At 72.0% G+C, this 19749-nt stretch carries 17 protein-coding genes; 10 read left to right on the forward strand and 7 right to left on the reverse strand.

Annotation, left to right across the window (positions count from 1 at the left end; all coding sequences use genetic code 11):
* The first annotated feature begins 523 nt into the window (after window positions 1-523).
* On the forward strand, window positions 524-1984 hold the full coding sequence (locus ACZ6S4_RS37805; RefSeq protein WP_465479628.1) for a hypothetical protein: 1461 nt from the start codon (window positions 524-526) through the stop codon (window positions 1982-1984).
* On the opposite strand, the gene ACZ6S4_RS37810 is transcribed toward ACZ6S4_RS37805, so the two are convergent.
* The 3 genes from ACZ6S4_RS37810 to ACZ6S4_RS37820 are packed head-to-tail and all read right to left on the reverse strand — an operon-like array spanning window position 1885 to window position 3886.
* Complete coding sequence (locus ACZ6S4_RS37810) at window positions 1885-2199, reverse strand: cupin domain-containing protein (protein WP_360551863.1); 315 nt, start codon at window positions 2197-2199, stop codon at window positions 1885-1887. The two genes, ACZ6S4_RS37805 and ACZ6S4_RS37810, sit on opposite strands and share 100 nt — an antisense overlap.
* Complete coding sequence (locus tag ACZ6S4_RS37815; protein WP_465479517.1) at window positions 2196-3125, reverse strand: LLM class F420-dependent oxidoreductase; 930 nt, start codon at window positions 3123-3125, stop codon at window positions 2196-2198. The genes ACZ6S4_RS37810 and ACZ6S4_RS37815 overlap by 4 nt, the downstream gene beginning before the upstream one ends.
* An 11-nt stretch (window positions 3126-3136) precedes the next feature.
* Window positions 3137-3886 (reverse strand): ABC transporter ATP-binding protein, encoded by a 750-nt coding sequence (locus ACZ6S4_RS37820; protein WP_465479518.1) that lies wholly within the window; start codon window positions 3884-3886, stop codon window positions 3137-3139.
* Between the two features lie 274 nt (window positions 3887-4160).
* Between ACZ6S4_RS37820 and ACZ6S4_RS37825 the strand changes: the two genes are divergently transcribed.
* Window positions 4161-5153 carry an ABC transporter substrate-binding protein gene (locus tag ACZ6S4_RS37825; protein ID WP_465479629.1) on the forward strand — a complete coding sequence of 331 codons (993 nt, stop codon included), beginning with the start codon at window positions 4161-4163 and terminating at the stop codon, window positions 5151-5153.
* A gap of 69 nt (window positions 5154-5222) precedes the next feature.
* Window positions 5223-6047: an ABC transporter permease gene (locus ACZ6S4_RS37830; protein ID WP_465479519.1), complete on the forward strand. Its 825-nt coding sequence runs from the start codon at window positions 5223-5225 to the stop codon at window positions 6045-6047.
* Between the two features lie 66 nt (window positions 6048-6113).
* Here the strand turns inward: ACZ6S4_RS37830 and ACZ6S4_RS37835 are convergent, their stop codons facing one another.
* The gene (locus ACZ6S4_RS37835; RefSeq protein WP_465479520.1) at window positions 6114-7277 is read right to left on the reverse strand and encodes an ABC transporter substrate-binding protein; all 1164 of its coding nucleotides are present in this window, start codon (window positions 7275-7277) and stop codon (window positions 6114-6116) included.
* 532 nt (window positions 7278-7809) lie between these two features.
* On the opposite strand from ACZ6S4_RS37835, the gene ACZ6S4_RS37840 reads away from it, so the two are divergent.
* Genes ACZ6S4_RS37840 through ACZ6S4_RS37855 form a run of 4 tightly spaced genes read left to right on the forward strand, consistent with a single transcriptional unit; the run spans window position 7810 to window position 12512 of the window.
* Window positions 7810-11079: a sensor histidine kinase gene (locus ACZ6S4_RS37840; RefSeq protein ID WP_465479630.1), complete on the forward strand. Its 3270-nt coding sequence runs from the start codon at window positions 7810-7812 to the stop codon at window positions 11077-11079.
* Window positions 11080-11081: 2 nt separating this feature from the next.
* Window positions 11082-11495 carry a roadblock/LC7 domain-containing protein gene (locus ACZ6S4_RS37845; RefSeq protein ID WP_199515804.1) on the forward strand — a complete coding sequence of 138 codons (414 nt, stop codon included), beginning with the start codon at window positions 11082-11084 and terminating at the stop codon, window positions 11493-11495.
* Between the two features lie 53 nt (window positions 11496-11548).
* Entirely contained in the window at window positions 11549-11911 is a 363-nt protein-coding gene (locus ACZ6S4_RS37850) for a DUF742 domain-containing protein (RefSeq protein ID WP_360551876.1), read from the forward strand.
* Window positions 11892-12512, forward strand: coding sequence for a GTP-binding protein (locus tag ACZ6S4_RS37855; RefSeq protein WP_203776533.1), 621 nt, complete (start codon window positions 11892-11894; stop codon window positions 12510-12512). Before ACZ6S4_RS37850 ends, ACZ6S4_RS37855 begins: the two co-directional genes overlap by 20 nt.
* Window positions 12513-12640: 128 nt before the next feature.
* On the opposite strand, the gene ACZ6S4_RS37860 is transcribed toward ACZ6S4_RS37855, so the two are convergent.
* Window positions 12641-13786, reverse strand: a complete 1146-nt coding sequence (locus ACZ6S4_RS37860) for a uroporphyrinogen-III synthase (RefSeq protein WP_465479521.1) — start codon at window positions 13784-13786, stop codon at window positions 12641-12643.
* A gap of 650 nt (window positions 13787-14436) precedes the next feature.
* On the opposite strand from ACZ6S4_RS37860, the gene rplM reads away from it, so the two are divergent.
* From rplM to glmM, 3 genes are all read left to right on the forward strand, one after another.
* Window positions 14437-14880, forward strand: a complete 444-nt coding sequence (gene rplM, locus ACZ6S4_RS37865) for a 50S ribosomal protein L13 (protein ID WP_203776528.1) — start codon at window positions 14437-14439, stop codon at window positions 14878-14880.
* 197 nt (window positions 14881-15077) lie between these two features.
* Window positions 15078-15512, forward strand: coding sequence for a 30S ribosomal protein S9 (rpsI, locus tag ACZ6S4_RS37870; RefSeq protein ID WP_451911287.1), 435 nt, complete (start codon window positions 15078-15080; stop codon window positions 15510-15512).
* Window positions 15513-15662: 150 nt separating this feature from the next.
* The gene (glmM, locus tag ACZ6S4_RS37875; RefSeq protein ID WP_465479522.1) at window positions 15663-17015 is read left to right on the forward strand and encodes a phosphoglucosamine mutase; all 1353 of its coding nucleotides are present in this window, start codon (window positions 15663-15665) and stop codon (window positions 17013-17015) included.
* Window positions 17016-17300: 285 nt separating this feature from the next.
* On the opposite strand, the gene ACZ6S4_RS37880 is transcribed toward glmM, so the two are convergent.
* Complete coding sequence (locus tag ACZ6S4_RS37880) at window positions 17301-18488, reverse strand: pyridoxal phosphate-dependent aminotransferase (RefSeq protein WP_465479523.1); 1188 nt, start codon at window positions 18486-18488, stop codon at window positions 17301-17303.
* Window positions 18489-18535: 47 nt separating this feature from the next.
* Window positions 18536-19618, reverse strand: coding sequence for an MmpS family transport accessory protein (locus ACZ6S4_RS37885; RefSeq protein WP_465479524.1), 1083 nt, complete (start codon window positions 19616-19618; stop codon window positions 18536-18538).
* Window positions 19619-19749: the final 131 nt, after the last annotated feature.

Raw genomic sequence — 19749 nt, forward strand, 5'->3', positions numbered from 1 at the left:
CGGACTTGCCCCGGCCGAACGGGCGCAGGCCCCGACCCAGCCGGCCGCCGGCACCGCGCGGCTGCTGCGGGACGGACGTGCCGACACCGGGCGGCAGTGGGCGGGTGGCGGGCTCGGGGACGTATGGCTGCGGCTCGGTGCGGGGTGCTTGGGCGGCCGGGGACCACGGCGCGCCGCCGGATCGGGGAGCCGTCGCCGGGTCGGGCCGGCTGAAGGCATCGAACGGAGCCGGCTCATGGTCGTCGGGCCCGGACCGGCCGGTGCTGTCCTCGTGCCGGGGTGCGGCAGTGCCGCTCGGCGGGGTGGCCGGGAACTCGCCGGTGCGGCCGATGAAGGCGTCGGCGAAGCTCGAACGGCGTCCGCGGCGGCGGGGCTTCTCGGGCTTGGTCGCGACCGGCGGTGGTCCGCCGAGACCAGCGCCGAGACCGGCGCCGAGATCCGCCGGCCCGGCAGCCGTGGCCCCGGACCCGTGACCGGACCTCGCGCCGTGACCGGACCCCGAGCCGGGACCGGACCCCGAGCCATGACCGGACCCCGGGCCACCACGGTCACGGCCCGCACCACGATCGGACCCCGGACCACGATCGGACCCCGGACCACGATCGGACCCCGGACCACGATCGGACCCCGGACCACGATCGGACCCCGGACCACGATCGGACCCCGGACCGTGATCGGCCCCGGCGCTCTGAGAGGGACCGGCGCTGTGGGAAGGAGCGGCGCTGTGGGACGGAGCGGCCGCGGGGTCGGCCGCGGGGAAGGCGGGCGTCGGCGTGTCGCCGGGGCGGCCGCGCGGGGGCAGATCGAAGACGCCGGTGTCGACCGGGCGCAGCGGCTGATCAACCGCCGGCCCGCCGCCCGCCGCCGCGATCGCCGACTCCGGCTGGTTGGTGCGTTTGGGCAGCGGCGGCTTCTCCGGCTCCTGACCGTCCAGCTCGCCGTCGTCGTCCGGGTCCGGGCCGCGGCGCAGCACCGCGGCCAGCACCGATCCGAGCACCCCGGCGCCCGTGGCGGTCATCGCCGCCCAGTACGGCACCACCTGGTAACGGTCGTTGCCGCCACCGGGGCCCGCGATCAGGTACGCGATGGTCAGCAACGCCGGCCCGGGCAACCCGGCCAGCGCGATCGTCAGTGTCGGGAGCTCGCGTCGCCGGGCCGTCCAGCCCAGCAGTGCGCCGATCACCAGGGCCAGCGCCGGCATCGTGGCCAGGGCCGTCCGCTGGGTCACCGCCGGAGACAGGAAGCCGGCGTCGAAGACACCCAGGCGGATCGCGGGCAGCGGATCGCTCGGCGCCAGCGACGGCGCCACCGACACCAGCGCGATCGCCCACACCGCCGCGCCCATCGTCACGAGACTCCACCGGGCGACCGCCTGGGCCAGCGCGGCCCACGCGGCGAACACGCCGACCAGCGTGCCCAGGCCGGCGCAGATGGCGATCACGACCACCGGGTTCACACCCGCGACCTGCGCGGTCCGGGCCGGCTGCATGGTCAGCGGCACCACCACGCCGGCACCGATCGCGGCCGAGAGGGCCAGCGCCAGCTCGGTGCCCGGACCGACGGCCGGTGGGCCCGGCGACCAGCGCCGCAGCAGCACGGCCCCGGTCAGGGCGCCCGCCACGGCCGCCAGCATCGGCACCCAGGCGACCCAGGCCAGCTGGGCGGTCCACTGATCACGCGTGGTGACGTCCAGCACGCGGGTGAGCCGTACGATGCCGAGGCCGTACGCCAGTCCCAGCTGGCTCGCGCCGGCCAGCGCGCCCACGCCGAGGGTGGCGGCCAGCAGCTTGGCCCACGTCCGAAATGCCATGCCGGGCAGGGTACGGAATGGTCCGTGCCGCGGCCAGTCCAGAGCCTGCTTCTTAAGGCAGGCCAAATTTCCGCTCAGGCCGCCTCGGCACCGGTTTTCAACTCAACGATGCGACCGACGTACACAGTGTCACCGGCGTTGGTCAGCATGTGCGTCTGGCCGGGTTCGCGGTAGACGACGCTGCCGGTCTCCTCCTCGACGTCGATGCGCTCGCCCGCCGCGGTGTGGATCACGTTCTTGGCGCCCTGCACGGCGATCACCACGTACGCCAGGCCGTGGTGATGCAGCGGCTGGGTCTCGCCCGGCGCCAGCGTGATGTGCCAGACGCGCACCCGGTCGTTCTCCAGCAGAATCTCCTGGCCGACCTGGCCCAGCACCTGCTCTGTCATAGCTCTCCCACCTGAGGCAGGACCCGGGACGCGATCAACTCCACGTGCTCCAGGTCGGACATGTCGATGACCCGCAGGTGCACCCGGGTGGCGCCGATCGCGGCGAACTCCCCGATGCGCTGGACCAGGGCGTCCGGCGAGCCGACCACCGGGTCCTCCGGCGGTAGTGCGCTGGGCACGTGCAGGGGAGCGGCCCGGCGCCGGGCTTCCTCGTCGGTGCGGCCGAGGGCCACGACGATCCCTGCTGACAGCGTGACGCTGCGCCCGTACCGCCCGCTCGCGGCCCGGACCCGGTCGAAAGCCGCCGCCGTCTCCGCCACCGTCTTGAACGGCATGTTGAACTCGTCCGCGTAGCGGCCGGCCAGCTCCGGGGTGCGTTTCGCTCCCCGGCCGCCGACGATGATCGGCGGGCCGGGCCGTTGCACCGGCTTGGGCAGCGCCGGCGAGTCCAGCAGCTGATAGTGCTTGCCCTCGTAGGAGAACTGGGCACCGTCCGGTGTCGACCACAGGCCGGTGATGATCGCGAGCTGCTCCTCGAGGCGGTCGAAGCGCTCACCCAGCGGCGGGAACGGGATGCCGTAGGAGGTGTGCTCGCGCTCCAGCCAGCCGGCACCCAGCCCCAGCTCGACCCGGCCGCCGCTCATCGCGTCCACCTGGGCCACCATGATCGCCAGTGGTCCGGGCAGCCGGAACGTCGCCGAGCTGACCAGCGTGCCCAGCCGCAGCCGGGAGGTCTCGCGGGCCAGGCCGGCGAGGGTCAGCCAGGCGTCGGTCGGGCCGGGCAGCCCCGGGTCGGCGCCCATCGACTGGTAGTGGTCGGCGCGCAGGAAGCCCTCGAAGCCGCCGTCCTCGGCGTGCCGGGCCAGCCGCAGCTGGTCGTCGTAGGTCGCGCCGCGGTGCGGCTCGGTGAACAGGCTGACGCGCATCGGCGGATCCTTCAGGCCATCAGGAGTTCGTGCAGCTCGGCGCTGCATCGGGCGACCTCTTCGAGGTGTGCGCCCCGGCCCAGGGTGCGGGGCCGCGGGATGTCGATGTCGATGATCTCGCGGATCCGGCCCGGACGCGGGCTCAGCACGACCACCCGGTCGGCCAGCAGTACCGCCTCGTCGATCGAGTGGGTGACGAAGACGATCGTGGTGCCGAGCTCCATGTGCACCCGCTGGAGCTCACCGGAGAGCTCCTCGCGGGTCAGCGCGTCCAGCGCGGAGAACGGCTCGTCCATGAGCATGACCCGCGGCTGGGCGATCATCGACCGGCACAGGGCCACCCGCTGCTGCATGCCACCGGAGAGCTCGTGCGGCAGCCGCTTCTCGAACCCGGACAGCCCGGTCATGCTCAGCAGCTGCTGAGCGCGGTCGCGGTGGTCCGCCTTCTTGCCGCCGAAGATCTGCATCGGGAGCAGCACGTTGTCGAGCACCGTGCGCCACGGCAGCAGGGCCGGCTTCTGGAACATCATCGCGATGTCCCGGCGCGGCTTGGTCACCCGTTCGCCTGACACCTCGACCTCGCCCGCGGTCACCGGCAGCAGGCCCGAGATCAATCGCAGCAGTGTGGACTTTCCGCAGCCAGAGCGGCCGAGCACGGCGACGAACTCGCCGTCACCGACCGCCAGGTCGATGCCGCGCAGGGCCTCCACCGTGCCGGATCGGCCCGCGAAAGTCCGGGAGACGCCGGTGAGACGGATCATCGTCGGGTGCTCCCGATAGTTTCGGATCGATGCGCTGACACTCTAGCCAGCCGTTGCCTCATTGCCGCGACCACCCCGTCCACAAGGGCTTCTGAGACATACCTGTCATCGATCATCCGCCCGGGGTCCCCTACGCTAACGCGCGAGTTCCCGCACACCACCATGCGGCGCCGGTGCACCCTCCGCCCCGACGCCGACTGCCTCGACACCCCCTCGGTTGGGAAGGAACACGGTGCACAGAAGAACGTTCACCCGCACGCTCGTGGCCGCCGCGCTGGCCACGACCCTCGCCGCCGCAGCCGGTTGCAGCGACGACGGGGATGACAGCAGCGCGTCCGGCGGCACGCAGACGCTGGAGAAGATCACCTACCTGACGTCGTTCGGCACCTTCGGCCGCGACTCGTACGCATATGTGGCCAAGGAGAAGGGCTACTTCCGCGACGCCGGCTTCGACGTCGAGATCAAGCCCGGCGGCGGCAGCGGTGAGGGCATCAAGCAGATCGTCGCCGGCACCGCCCAGTTCACGCCGATCGACCTGACCGGCGGCCTGCTCGCCGCGGGCGGCCCGGCCAAGGCCACCGGCTTCACCGCCGTCGGCGCCGTGCAGCAGCGCACGATGGCCGCGATCATGTCGCTCGACGGCTACGGCATCACCTCGCCGAAGGACCTCGAGGGCAAGACGCTCGCCGACACCCCCGGCTCCGTGGTGCGCAACCTGTTCCCGACGTACGCCAAGCTGGCCAACGTGGACGCGTCCAAGGTCAACTTCGTCAACGGCAACCCGCAGACGCTGTTCGGCACGCTGGCCTCGCACAAGGTGGACGGCATCGGCCAGTTCGTGGTCGGCAAGCCCACCATCGAGGGCATCGCCAAGAAGCCGGCCGTGCTGCTGCCGTACAGCGACTACCTGCAGGACCTCTACGGCAACGTGCTGATCACCAGCACCAAGTACGCCAAGGACAACCCCGAGAAGGTCAAGAAGTTCACCGCGGCCCTGCTCAAGGGCCTCGAGGACTCCATCACCAACCCGGACGAGGCCGGTAACCTGCTGAAGAAGAACGTGCCGACCGCCGACCCCAAGTCGGCCGCGGCGGAACTGACGCTGATGGCGCCGTTCGTGCGGTCCGAGGCCTCCGGTGTGCCGGTGGGCGCCCTGGACAGCCAGCGGGTCGCCCGCAGCATCGCCATCCTGCAGGGCTCCGGCCAGATCCAGGCCGGACTGACGCCCGAGCAGGTCATCAGCTTCGACCTGGTGCCGAACGCCTGATCCGGCCGGGCACGGGGCCTGTCATAGCCGGCCGGCCCCGTGCCTGGACCAGGGGAGCGAGAAAGACTGATGACTGACGTGGCGACAGCGCCCGCCCCGGCGCCGGCGGACCGGGCGGGATCCACCCGCCGCCGTACCCTCTCGGCCGTGGCCTGGCCGCTGCTCGGCCTGGCCGTCGCGATCGGCCTCTGGTGGGCCGGCACGGCCCTCTTCGCGATCAACACGGTCGTGCTGCCGTCACCGCCCGCGGTGATCGACGGCTTCAACCGCTACCGCCAGTTCCTCGTCGACGAGGCCGGGCACACCACCGCGGCGACGGTGGAGGGCTTCCTGCTCTCGGTCGCCGTCGGCGTGCTCCTCGGGGTCGCCATCGCCGCCTGGGGGCCGTTCGAGCGGATGTTCTCGCCGCTGCTGGTGGCCTTCAACGCGGTGCCCAAGGTGGCCCTCGCGCCGCTGGTGCTGATCTGGTTCGGCTACGGGCGCACACCGATCCTGGCGATGGCGTTCATGGTCTGCTTCTTCCCGATCGTGCTGTCCACCGCGACCGGCCTGACCAGCACCCCGGCCGACCTGGTGGAGCTGGCCCGTTCGATGGACGCGTCCCGGGTGCAGACCTTCGCCCGGATCCGGCTGCCCGCCGCACTGCCGCAGATCTTCGTGGGGCTCAAGGTGGCGATGCCCCTCGCGGTCATCGGCGTGGTGGTCGGCGAGATGCAGTACGGCGAGAGCGGCCTCGGCACCATCATCGTGCAGACCAGTGGCCAGGGAGACACCTCGACGGCGTTCGCCGCCATCACCCTGCTGGCCCTGATCAGCATCGTCCTCTACTACGCGCTGGTCCTCGTGGAGCGGCTCGCGCTGCCCTGGGTGCGCGCCACGACCTCGCAGCGCTGATCCCGCCGACGAAGAAGCCGGCCGACTCGTCGTGAGTCGGCCGGCTTCTCGGTGTCCGGGTGGAGATCAGCTCAGCAGGCGCCAGCGGCCGCTGCGGGCCACCAGCAGGGTCAGGGCCTGCGGCATCAGTCCGGAGTGGTTGTCCGGGGTCAGCCGGATGGGGCCGGCCAGGCCGTCGGTCTGCGAGGTCTCCAGCACGTCGCGGATCCGCTGGCGGTCGCCGCCGACCTTGGCCACCGCGTCGGCGATCAGCTCCACCGCGTCGGCCGCGAACGCCGCGACCCCCGAATAGCTGCCGTAGCGGGCGGTGTAGTCGCGGAACCACTGCTTGCGGGCCGCCTTCGCCGGCGTCGTGGCGATCACGTCGTCGATGGCCAGGATCTGGGTGAAGACCATGGTGGTCCGGTCGGTGGCGTTCGCGGCCGCCTGCGGCAGGAAGAGGTCACCGGCCGCGGCGGCGTCGAAGTAGACACTGCCGGTGAAGCCGGCCGCCTTGGCGCTGGTGGCCGCCAGCGTGGCCAGATCCGAGCCGGCCAGCACCACGAGGGCCTCGGGGCCGGCGTCGGTCAGCGTGCCGACCGTCTGGCTGATCTCGGTGGCCGTCGGCTTGACGCTGCGGTTGCCGGACAGCGTGATCTTGGCCGCCTTGAGCTGGTCGACCATCTTCTTCTGCGCGGCCCGGCCGTACAGATCGTCGGCGTAGAGCAGTGCGGCGGACTTGGTCTTCTTGCGGGTCAGCTCGGCCACCATGGCGGCCACGCTGTCGGTCGAGTTCGGACCGAGCTTGAAGACGTACCGGCGGCTCTGCACCGGCGTGGTCACCTCGTCGGCGCCCGCGAGCGCGATGGTCGGGATCCGCTGGTCGTTGATCGTCTTGGCCGAGTCGACCACACACTGGCCGCAGGAGCCGGCGATCACCGCGGCGACCGCCGGGTCCGCGGCGAACGTGCTGATGTTGCGCAACGAGGCAGTCGGGTCCGACCGGTTGTCCTGGGTGCGCAGCACCAGCTCCCGGGAGCCGAGCACGCCCGAGGCGTTCACCTGGTCGATCTTCAGCTGCAGCGCCCGGGTGTACGCGAAGTCGACCGCGGAGCCGGAGGCATCCAGGTCGGCGCCGATCACGATCTGCGTCTTGTCGCCGGTCTCGGGGTCCGAATCGCAGCCCGTCAGCGCGGCGACGGCGAGCGTCGATGCAGCCACGGACGCCGTCAGACGGCGGGGGAGCCTCACTGCGGGTGCCTCCTAGGGGGCGGAGCCCGGGATTGAACCATCCCGGTGAACGCAACGTTGTCCGGTGTGGACCGCGCGCACACGGACAGTCCGTCCGTTCGATCGCGCCAAACCTTGCCAACGTGAAGGTCCCTGGTCAAGCTGCGCCGCAGACGGCCGACGGGATGACTTTCCCACATAGTGGTTGGAATCTTGATGGATCAGCGTCACTGCACCAACACGGAAAGTTGCCATGGTTACATTCGTGCACGTCAACGCCTACGCAGTGTCGATTGTCGAGCCGAACGGTTGATTGTCAGCGCGCCGTGAACAGTGTTTCCGGAACGTCGCAGACTTCCCAAACCGTTGCCGTCTCTGATGAAATCGCGGCCGTGCCGCGTGTGGCACGAGCCCTGTCGCGTGGATCGGCTATTCCCGGGCGGCAGTATCGGGGTGGGCGAAGAGATGCGGGGATGACCAGCGAGGAGATGTCGTGAGCACCGGTTCTTCGACCCAGGCTTCGACCTACCCCGCTCGCGCCGCCGGAAACCCGGTGGGACCCAGCGCGGACACCGGCCGGTCGAGCGGCTCCGGGACGCGGGAGCGGCGCGGGCGCATCCCGCGCCTGCGTGACGCCCGGATCCGGTCCAAGCTCGCCCTGATCCTCTTCGTGCCGCTGGTGGCCGTGCTCGCGCTGGCCACCGTCCGGCTCGTCGACGTCGGCGGCTCGGCGCTCGACGCCCGGCAGGTCGAGGACCTGACCGAGCTCTCCACCGACGTCTCCGACCTGACGCAGTACCTCCACAAGGAGCGGATGGCCGCGGCGCAGTATCTCGCGGCCCCGGACACCAAAGCGGACGGTTACAACGCCGCGATCGCCCTCAGTGACCAGCGCATCCAGCGGTACACGGCCGACCGCCGCGAGCTCGACGAGCCGCCCCCCGCCGTGCAGGACCGGCTCAACCGCATCGACCAGCACCTGCAGACGATGGACGCCACCCGTAAGAAGGTGACCGACCGCGACGAGATCGCCGTCTCCGAGGTCGTGCTGCGCTACGGTGTCGTGCTCACCGACCTCGTCGGCTACGGCGAGGTCCTGAGCCAGTACGCCGGTGAGGGCACGGTCGCCGACAGCCTGCGTGCGGTGTCCGCGTTCGCCCGGGCCAAGGCCGGCACCGCTGAGCAGGAAGCGGTCGCGTACGCCTCCCGCGCCTCCGGCGACGTCAGCACCGAGCAGCTCTCGGTCCTGACCGCCACGGAGACCAGCCAGCAGGAGGCGCTCGAGAGCTTCGCGCTGGTGGCGACCCCGCAGCAGCGCGCCCTGGTGGACAACACGGTCACCGGCGACGCGATCAACCTCGCCGACCAGTACGCCACCCAGCTCAACCGCTCCGACGCGATCGAGCCGGTCGAGCTCACCCAGTCCTTCGGCGCGGTCGTCGACCTGATGCGCTGGGCCGAGCAGCGGCTCGAGAACCAGACCCTGAAGCAGGCGTCCGACGAGAGCTCCGCGGTGGGCCGCCAGGCCGCCATGGAGGCCGGCCTGGTGCTGCTGACCCTGATCATCGCCATCGCGCTGGCCGTCGTGCTGGCCCGCTCGCTCAACCTCTCGCTGCGCCGGCTGCGGGAAGGCGCCCTGGCCGTGGCCAACCGCGACCTGCCCGAGGCGGTCGCCCGGCTGCGCGACGTGCGCAACCTCGGCGACGGCGGCGCCGACGACATCGTGCGGCAGGTCCGCGACCCGATCCGGCTCAGCAACCGCGACGAGGTCGGCCAAGTGGCGCAGGCGTTCAACGTCGTGCACCGCGAGGCGGTCCGGATCGCGGCCGAGCAGGCCGCCCTGCGCACCAGCGTCTCGGCGATGTTCCTCAACCTGGCCCGCCGCTCGCAGAGCCTGGTCGACCGGATGATCGGCGAGCTCGACCAGATCGAGCGCGGCGAGGAGGACCCGAAGCGGCTCGCGCAGCTCTTCGAGCTCGACCACCTCGCCACCCGGATGCGCCGCAACGACGAGAACCTGCTGGTCCTGGCCGGCGCCGACTCCAGCCCGCCGCGCCGCGAGGACGCCCTCGTGGTGGACGCGCTGCGTGCCGCGCAGTCCGAGGTCGAGCTCTACAACCGCATCGAGTTCGGCACCGTCGACACCGACATCTCGATCACGGCCGTGGCCGTCAACGACGTGGTGCGCCTGGTCGCCGAGCTGCTCGACAACGCGACCCGGTTCTCGCCGCCGAACACGGTGGTGGTCGCCGACGGCCGGCGCATCCGCGACTACGTGGTGATCCAGGTCGAGGACCGCGGGCTGGGGATGTCCGAGGAACAGATGGACTCCCTGAACCGGCGGCTGGCCGAGACCCCGGACGTCGACGTGGCCGCGTTCCGGCTGATGGGCCTGGCCGTGGTCAGCCGGCTGGCCAACCGGTACGGCATCCGGGTGGAGCTGCGGGCCAACATCGAGGGCGGCACGGTCGCCCAGGTGATCCTGCCGAACCACATCGTGGTGCTGCCCAGCAACCGCCCGCTGGACCCGCCGAGCCGCGGCAACCGCCAGCTCGACGCGGCCCCGGCCAACTGGAACGACCCGATGCCGCTCGGCCGGGGCAGCGCGGCGACGGCGACCCTGCCGGCCATCGCGCCCGAGCCCTGGGGGCAGCAGCGTTCCGACGACGGCCTGATCCGGGCCGGTGCCGGCGGCTTCTCGACCATCAGCAATCCGCAGCAGCCGCAGCAGCCGGCCCACCCGCAGCTCCCGCGGCAGCCCTCGCAGCTGCCGGGCCGCGGCGAAGGCACCCCCACCCCGGACCGTCCGGTCCTGCCCAAGCGTGGCGACGCGCTCCCGAGCACCGACCGGCCCCCGCTGCCCACCCGGGTCACACCGCCGGCCGAGTCCGCGCCGGTCGCCGGTTCGGGCTTCGGCTCCACGGCCACCAGCTCGCCGACCATGGCGTACCCGACCATGAAGGCCGCGGCGCCCGACCGGCAGGTGCAGCAGAACTACGCGCCGGCCTCGGGCTTCGCGACGCCGGACGGTGGCACGGTGCCGGCCCCGCGGCAACCGGCCAGCCCGAACCCGAACGGCTGGGGTGCCGCGCTCGCCGCGATGCCGCCGCCGCCCCCGCCGCCGGCCGCCCAGCCCGAGGACCGCGGCGAGACCTCGCCGATCTTCCTCGAGATGCAGCAGAGCTGGTTCAAGGGACACGCCGGGCCGATCTCCGAGGAGTGGAGCATGCCGACCGCGGGCTACGCGCCTCCGCCGAACCAGCCGCACGCCGCGGTGCCCGCCGCGACCGCGACGGCCGCCCCGGCGGCAGCGGCCCCGGCTCCCGCCCCGGCGGCAGCGGCCCCGGCTCCCGCCCCGGCGGCTCCGGCTCCGGTGGCCCCACCGGCACCACCGGCCCCGGTGTCCCCACCGGCGCCGGTCTCCCCGCCGGCCCGAGCCGAAACGACGACCTCCCGCGCCCCGAACGCGGGGCAGAATGGTTCGCGACCGGCGGACGCCGGTCCGGACAGCGGTGCCCAGGTGCCCCGGCCACGCAGGTCGGCCGAGGATGCCTGGCGTACCGCCGCCGACGAAGGATGGCAGCGGGCGATGGCCGCGGCGGAACCCTCCGTCACCGACACCACCCGTTCCGGACTACCCAAGCGGGTGCCCCAGGCCCAGCTCGTCCCCGGTGGCGTGCAGAGCAGCCCGCGCAATCAGAACCGTCGCAGCCCGGATGAGGTACGTGGCCTCCTCTCCGCGTACCACCGCGGTGTGCAACGTGGGCGTACGGCCGGCAGTGAAGAAGCTGCAGCGGGCGCCCCTGCTCCGAAGGAGAACTAACAGTGACCAGGCCCCCCACCATGCAGGACATGGGCTGGCTGCTCAGCAACTTCGCCGACAGCGTGGCCGGTATCGCGCACGTCGTCGCGGTCTCCGCCGACGGCCTGCTGCTGGCCTCGTCGCGGGACCTGCCGGCGGACCGCGCCGATCAGCTCGCCGCGATCACATCCGGTGTCGTCAGCCTCACCGACGGTGCGTCGCGGATGTTCAACGCCGGCGCGGTGCAGCAGACGATCATCGAGATGGACAGCGGGTACCTCTTCCTGATGTCCATCAGTGACGGGTCGTCGATGGCCGTGCTGGCCGCGCGCAGCTGCGATGTCGGCCAGGTCGGCTACGAGATGGCTCTGCTGGTCGAGCGGGTGGGTGCCGCCCTGGTGCCCGCACCCCGTGAGGCCGTCGCGCACCAGGTCTGACCCGTACGACCCCGCAACGCTGCTGATGTGTGCCGGAAGGAGGTGACCGCACGATGGGACAACCCAGTGACCCCCGGGGCAACCTGGTCCGCCCGTACGCGGTCACCCGGGGCCGGACGGAGCCGCGTCGCGACATCCCCATCGAGGCGGTCCTGGTCGCCAGCCAGGCCGCCGTGCAGGAATCCCGGTTCGCCGGGCATGACAAGTACCGCATCGCCGTGCTGTGCGAGCCGCGGGCGCAGTCGTTGGCCGAGATCGCGGCCTACAGCCGGCTCCCGCTGGGAGTCGCCCGGGTGCTCGTCGCCGACATGGTCGCCGACGGGCTGTTGACGCTGCACAGTGCCGCTCCCAAGGAAGGCTTCACGGAGCGGATGGATCTGCTGGAAAGGGTGTTGAGTGGACTTCGCAAGCTCTGAGCGGGCGGGGGCGCAACCCAAGGAGATCACCTCCGCGAAGATCGTCATAGCCGGCGGCTTCGGCGTGGGCAAGACGACCCTGGTCGGTGCGGTCTCCGAGATCGAGCCGCTGACCACCGAGGCAGTGATGACCTCGGCGGGACAAGGCATCGACGACGCGTCCAAGGTGCCCGGCAAGGAGACGACCACGGTCGCCATGGACTTCGGCCGCATCACCATGGCCGACGACCTGATCCTGTACCTCTTCGGCACGCCCGGCCAGACCAGGTTCTGGTTCATGTGGGACGAGCTGATCCGGGGTGCGGTGGGCGCGGCGGTCCTGGTGGACACCAGGCGGATCTCCGACGCCTTCGCGCCGCTCGACTATTTCGAGAACCGTCACCTGCCGTACCTGGTGGCACTGAACTGCTTCGACGGCGCTCCCCGGTACGAACCGGAGGAGGTCCGCGAGGCCCTGGCGATCGCACCGCACGTACCGCTGCTGATGTGTGACGCCCGGCACCGCGACTCGGTGAAGTCCGTGCTGGTCGGGGTCGTGGAGCACGCGATGGCGACTCTGGTCGCCGAGCAGGGCAGAGGGTTCCCCGCGACCGTGGGGTGACCCGGCATCGTCTTCCGCGTGGCGGTCCGTGTGGGTGCGGGCCGCCGCGTTCTGCTCCGGGGAGCCGTTTTGCTCCGGGAGCCGTTCTGCTCCGGGGAGCCGTTTTGCTCTGCCGGGGAGCGAACCGCTCAGGCCGGCAGGCGGTAGCCGCGTTTGACGACCGTCTGGATGACGCCCGGCGTGCCCAGGCCGGCGCGCAGCCGGGCCACCGCCATCTCCACCGCGTGCTCGTCCGCGCCCCGGGGCAGGGCGCGCAGCAGGGCCGCCCGGGACAGGACCCGGCCCGGAGTCGCAGCAAGCGCTCTCAGGACCGCCATCGGCGCCGGGGCCAGCGGCTTCAGGTCGCCGTCGACGATCGCCGCGTGGCCGCGCAGGGTCAGCTTGTGCCCGGCCACCTCCAGCGACAGCGCCCGGCGGGGAAGCTCGTCCACAATCGTCCGGACCAGGGCGCTCAGCCGGGCGCGGGCCGGGGTGACCACCGGGATGTCATGCCGGCGCAGCGGCGCCGCGGTCACCGGGCCCACGCAGGCGGACAGGACGTCGACGCGCAGGCTCTCCAGCAGCGGCTCGGTGCTCGGGCCGGCCGCCCGCAGCAGCGCCCCGACCGCCGGGGCTGAGGTGAACGTCACCGCGTCCACCAGGCGTCCGGTGATCAGGTCGACCAGACGGTGCAGGGGCGCCGGGTCCACCGGAGGCGCCCAGCGGTAGACCGGGACCTCGATCACCCGGCCGCCGGCCGCCTGCAGCGCCTCGGTGTATTCCGGCTGACTCTCGCCGTGCAGCTGCATCGCCACCGTCAGGCCCGCGATGCCGCGGGCGGTCAGGTGCTCCACGACCTCTTCGTAGCTCTCACCCTCGGGCGACCACTGGTCCTGCAGGCCGGCGGACCGGATCGCGGCCCGGGCCTTCGGGCCGCGGGCGACCAGGTACGCCCGGGAGAGCACCGCCCGCAGCGGCTCCGCCAGCCCCCAGCCCTCCGCCGCCTCCAGCCAGCCCCGCATGCCTATCCCCGTGTTGACCAGCACGATGTCCGGAGGCTGGGCCAGGCAGGCCCGGGTGGCCGCGCGCAGCTCCGCGTCGTCGGCGATCGGGACGATGCGCAGCGCGGGGGCGATCACCACGCGGGCGCCTCTGTTCTCCAGCAGACCGGCCAGCTCGTCCCGGCGGCGGTCGGAAGTCACGCCTATCGTGTAGCCGGACAGCGACGCCGTGGGCTCCGCGAGTGCTGCTGCGGTGATCACGGTTCTTCGCGCGCTGCCGGCCCGTTCGGTCATCCGGCGGCCCGCCCTCCCCACACTGAGGTGCGGGGAGGGTTGCCAGAAAGCCGCGGCGTGGCCGGCCGGTCCACCGAAGGGCACGCTCGGAGACCGCCGTCCTCAGCGTCGACCCGCTCCCATGTCACGCCTGCGTTCTCCGCCGTACCTCCGACCGGCACACGCCGCGGCTTCCCGGTGCCGAGCCGGTCAACCGGCTCAGCGGGCACCGCCAGGTCCGTCCTCAACCCTGGCGGTGGTTCATGGGTGGTGCGCCCGGGCGCGCCGCCGGGCCGGAGCCCTGGCCGCATCGTCGGGGTGCCCGCACCACTTGCCATGTCCGAAGCGTGCCGGGGGGTAATTTCGGCTCCGCGTCCCGTATGTTTCGAGCCTGCTAAGAGGCATTCACGTCAGCGGGTCATCACCGTGGGTGGAATCACCCGGCCCCATGTCGGCGTGCCGCGGGGGACCGCCTAAACTAGGAGCGCTACGTTATCCGGTCCCGTCTGCACGACGGGCCCACCGCCCGTTTTGACCGCGCGCCGCACAGGCGGGTATTGTTGCCTGCTGTTGTGCGACAGCTGCGAGCATGCCCGTTCGGGTAGGCTCGATGTTCGTGCTTGACGCGGCCAGCGCGCGCCCCCAGACCGACGACGAGACAAGGTAATTCTGTGCGTACGTACAGCCCGAAGCCGGGTGAGATCGAGCGTCAGTGGCACATCATCGACGCTTCCGACGTCGTTCTGGGCCGGCTCGCCACCCACACCGCCACCCTCCTGCGTGGCAAGCACAAGCCCACGTTCGCCCCGCACGTCGACACCGGCGACTTCGTGGTGATCATCAACGCGGGCAAGGTCGCGCTGACCGGCAACAAGCGGCAGACCAAGGTCGCCTACCGGCACTCCGGCTACCCGGGTGGTCTGAAGCAGGTCGGCTACGAGGAGCTGCTGAGCAAGCGCCCCGAGCACGCGGTCGAGCTGGCCGTCAAGGGCATGCTCCCGCACAACAAGCTGGCCCGCCAGATCATCAAGAAGCTGAAGGTCTACCCGGGCGCCGAGCACCCGCACGCCGCGCAGCAGCCGGTGCCGTTCGAAATCAAGCAGATCGCGCAGTGAGCGCGGGCGAAGGAAACAGCATGACCGACATCGTCGAGCCCGAGGTCGCCGAGACCGTCGCGGAGCCCGCCGCCGCCGAGGAGCCCACCGCTGAGGTTCCCGCCGAGGAGCCCACCGCTGAGGTTCCCGCCGAGGAGCCCACCGCCGAGGCCCCCGCCGCTGAGGTTCCGGCCGCCGAGGTTCCCGCCGAGACCGTCGTGGTCGTCGAGGCCGCCCCCGCCGCGGTGCGTGCCCCGCGCCCGGGTGACCGTCCGATCCAGACTGTCGGCCGCCGCAAGGAGGCCATCGTCCGGGTGCGTCTCATCCCCGGCACCGGCAAGATCACCTGCAACGGCCGCGACCTCGAGGCGTACTTCCCGAGCAAGGTGCACCAGCAGCTCATCCGCGAGCCGCTGGCCACCGCCGAGAAGCCCGAGCAGTTCGACGTGATCGCCAACCTGCGTGGCGGCGGCATCACCGGCCAGGCCGGCGCGCTGCGCCTCGGCATCGCCCGGGCCCTCATCACGAACGACCCGGACGACCGCCCGGCCCTGAAGAAGGCCGGCTTCCTCACCCGTGACTCGCGGGTCAAGGAAAGCAAGAAGTACGGCCTCAAGAAGGCCCGCAAGGCTCCGCAGTACTCGAAGCGCTGATCGCAGCGCTCGTCTTGCACCACGTCTGACCGGACGGCCGGGTGCGCCCCTCGTAGGGCGTGCCCGGCCGTTCGCGTTTCCCTCCCTCACAACACGGCACCGGCCCACCGCACCCGAACAGGGGCGGCACCGGCGAAAGGAACGACCGCCATGGGGCGACTCTTCGGCACTGACGGCGTACGCGGGCTGGCGAACGGTGACCTGCTCACCCCGGAACTGGCCCTGTCGGTCGCGGTCGCGGCTGCCCGGGTGCTCATCGAGAGCGACGCCAGCCACCAGCCACTGGCGATCGTCGGGCGTGACCCGCGGGCCAGCGGCGAGATGCTGGAGGCGGCGGTCGTGGCCGGTCTGACCAGCGCCGGCGCCAACGTCGTCCGGGTCGGCGTGCTGCCCACGCCCGCGGTCGCGTACCTGGTCGGCCAGGCCGGTGCGGACCTCGGCGTGATGCTGTCGGCGTCGCACAACCCGATGCCGGACAACGGCATCAAACTCTTCGCCCCGGGCGGCCAGAAGCTCCCGGACGAGCTGGAGGAGAAGATCGAGGCGGCCATCGCGGACGGGCACGGCCTGGTCGGACGCCCGACCGGGGCCGGCGTGGGCCGGGTGCACGACCTGCTGGACGGCGCCGAGCACTACGTCAAGCACCTGCTCGAGTCGACCCCGCACCCGCTGGCCGGGGTGAAGGTCGTGGTCGACTGCGCGAACGGCGCGGCCAGCGAGGTCGGCCCGACGGCGTACGAGGAGGCCGGCGCGGAGGTCATCGCGATCCACGCCGACCCCGACGGCCTCAACATCAACGACAACTGCGGCTCCACCCACCTGGAGGCGGTCCGCGCGGCCGTCCTGGAGCACGGCGCCGACCTGGGCCTGGCCCACGACGGTGACGCCGACCGCTGCCTTGCGGTGACCGCGGCCGGCGATGTGGTCGACGGCGACCAGATCATGGCGATCCTGGCCCTGGCGATGCGCGAGGCGGGCACCCTCACCGAGGACACCCTGGTCGCGACGGTGATGAGCAACCTGGGCCTGCGCCTGGCCATGAAGGACGCGGGCATCAAGCTGCTGGAGACCAAGGTCGGCGACCGGTACGTGCTGGAGGAACTGGCGGCGGGCGGCTACGCGCTGGGCGGCGAGCAGAGCGGACACATTGTGATGCCTGCGTTCGCGACGACCGGCGACGGCGTGCTGACCGGCCTGCATCTGATGGCGACGATCGCCAAGACCGGTAAGTCCCTGGCCGACCTGGCGTCGGTGCTGCACAAGCTGCCGCAGGTGCTGATCAACGTCCCGGTCAAGGACCGGCAGGCGGGCGCAGCGGCCCCGACAGTGCAAGCGGCGGTGGCGCTGGCGGAGGACGAGCTGGGGGAGACCGGGCGGGTGCTGCTGCGCCCGTCGGGCACCGAGCATCTGGTGCGGGTGATGGTCGAGGCGGTCACCGAGGAGCAGGCACGGACGATCGCGGAGCGGGTGGCGGACGAGGTCCGGTCGGCCAGTCCCGCGTAGCTGTGGGTGAGCGGCGGGCCGGGCGGATCGCTCGGGCCGCCGTTTCGCTTTGCCGGGCCGCTTGGCTTTGCCGGGCCGCTTGGCTTTGCCGGGCCGCTTGGCTTTGCCGGGCCGCTTGGCTTTGCCGGGCCGCTTGGCTTTGCCGACCGCTTGACCTCGGGCCGCTTGGGCTTGGGCCGTTCGGGCTTGGGCCGTTTGGGCTTGGGCCGTTTGGGCTTGGGCCGTTCGGGCTTGGGCCGTTTGGGCTTGGGCCGTTCGGGCTTGGGCCGCTTGGCTTTGTCGGGTTCAGGCGAGGGTGCGGAGGCGCTTGGCGGCTTCGTCGATGACGTCCTCGCGTTTGCAGAAGGCGAAGCGGATGAGCCGCCGGCCCTGCTCCTGGTGGTCGTAGAAGACCTGCGTGGGCACGGCCACGACGCCGCAGCGTTCCGGCAGCGATCGGCAGAAGGCGACGCCGTCGGTGCCGCCCAGCGGGGTGATGTCGGCGGTCACGAAGTAGGTGCCCTCGGACGGCAGCACGCCGAAGCCCGCATCCGTGAGGCCCGAGACGAGCCGGTCCCGCCGGGCCTGGAGGCCGTCGCGGAAGCCGGTGAAGTAGGAGTCCGGCAGGGCGAGGGCGACGGCCACCGCCGGCTGGAGAGGTCCCGCGTTCACGAACGTCAGGAACTGCTTCACCCGCATCGCGGTCGACACCAGCGGGGCCGGGCCGGTCGCCCAGCCGACCTTCCAGCCCGTGCAGGAGAAACTCTTGCCCGCCGAGGAAATCCGCAGGGTGCGCTCCAGCATGCCCGGCAGTGTGGCCAGCGGGATGTGGGGCGCGGCGGCATCGGTGAAGACCAGGTGCTCGTAGACCTCGTCCGTGACGGCGTACACGTCGTGCTCCTGGCACAGCCCCGCGATCAGCGCGAGCTCGTCGCCGGTGAAGACCTTGCCGGTCGGATTGTGCGGCGTGTTCAGCAGGATCATCCGGGTGCGCGGCCCGAACGCGGCGCGCAGCTCACCCTCGTCGAAGCCGTACCGCCCGTCCGGGCCGGGCCGCAGCGTGACCGGCCGCCGGACCGCGCCGGCCAGGGCGATCGAAGCCGCGTACGAGTCGTAGTACGGCTCGAAGCACACAACCTCGTCCCCGGGCTCGCACAGCCCCAGAATGCTCGCGGCGATGGCCTCGGTGGCGCCGGCGGTGACCACCACCTCGGTGTCCGGGTCCCGGTCGAGGCCCCAGAACCGCTGCTCGTGCGCCACGATCGCGGCCCGCAGCGCGGGAATGCCCGGCAACGGCGGGTACTGGTTCGCGCCCGAGCCGAGCGCGGCGGTAGCCGCGGCCAGCATCTCCGGCGGCCCGTCGGTGTCCGGGAAGCCCTGCCCGAGGTTGACCGAGCCGGTGCGCACGGCCAGCGCGGACATCTCGGAGAAGATGGTGGTGCCGAACGGGCGCATGCGCCCGACGAGTGGATCGGCCGGGGTCGACGTCGTCACGACGCCAGCCTACGACCGTCCGCTCGGCTGCCGCTGCCCACCGGCGGTCAGAACATCAGCTTGGTGCAGGCGGCGGTGATGAAGCTGCCCTGGCTCGTCTTCTGGGCCACTTCCTGGCCGTCGACCTTGGCGCTGCAGCTCAGCTTGCCCTCCGAGGTCGCGCCCCGGACGGCGATGACCGAGACCAGCGACGAGCCCTTCATCGTCAGCGTCTTGCGCCACGGCAGCGAGGCGTTGCGAACCCGCTGCGGGTCGCCGCCGAGCTTCTCCACGTACACGATCTCGGCCGGCCCGTCGCCGGTGACCTCGTACTCGACCTTGAGCTCCTGGTTCGGATCCACGTTGGGCAGGTTCGGCAGGCCGGTGGGCAGCTCGGTCGGGAGATCGGTGGGCAGCTCCGTGGGCAGGCCGGGCGCGTCGGTCGGCAGGTCCGGGATTTCGGTGGGGAAGTTCGGCAGGGAGTCGATCTTCTCCTGGGCCTTGTCGGTGGCCCGGTTCACCAGCAGCACGGCCGAGGTCACGCCGCCTGCGCACAGCAGCAGCACCACCGCCACGAGAACGGCGACCAGCGGGACGTTGCTGCGCTTCGGGGGCGGAGGGGTGGCGCCGTAGCCGGGCTGGCCGTATCCCGGCTGCCCATAGCCGGGCTGGCCGTAACCAGGCTGGCCTTGACCGGGCTGGCCGTAGCCGGGCTGGCCGGGCTGGCCGTAGCCGGCCTGGCTGTACTCGGGCTGGCCGGGCTGGCCGTAGCCGGCCTGGCCGTACTCGGGCTGGCCGTAGCCGCCTGGAGGGGTGTAGCCGGGCGGCTGGTAGGCCGGCGGCGGGAACTGGCCCTGCTGGTCCGGCGGCGGGTAACCGGCCTGCGCGTCGTAGTGCGGCTGCGGCTGGCCGGGCTGGGGCTGTCCCGGCTGGGCCGGGAACTGCGAGGTGGGCGGGTAGCCGTCCGGCGGTCCGCTGCTCTGCGCGTTCGGCTGCGGCAGCGAGGCATAGCCCGGCTGGAACGACGGCGCCGGCGGGCGTGGTGGCTCGGCCGACAGGGAATCGCCCGACGGGGACGACCACGGCTGACCGGATACGGGTTCTTCCGCGGGGTACGGCCGCGTCGGGTCAGAAGGCGGTGGGTAGCTCAATCGTCTCTCCAGAGCAGGCGTCCGCCCGACGGTACGCCCTCGACGCCAGGATCGGATCACCCGGTCGTGTCGGCCGTACGCCTGACCTGGCCGCGGGTCCGGGCGCGACCGGCTGAACGGCTCTTTCGATC

It is taken from the genome of Actinoplanes sp. NPDC051405 (genome assembly GCF_055586185.1).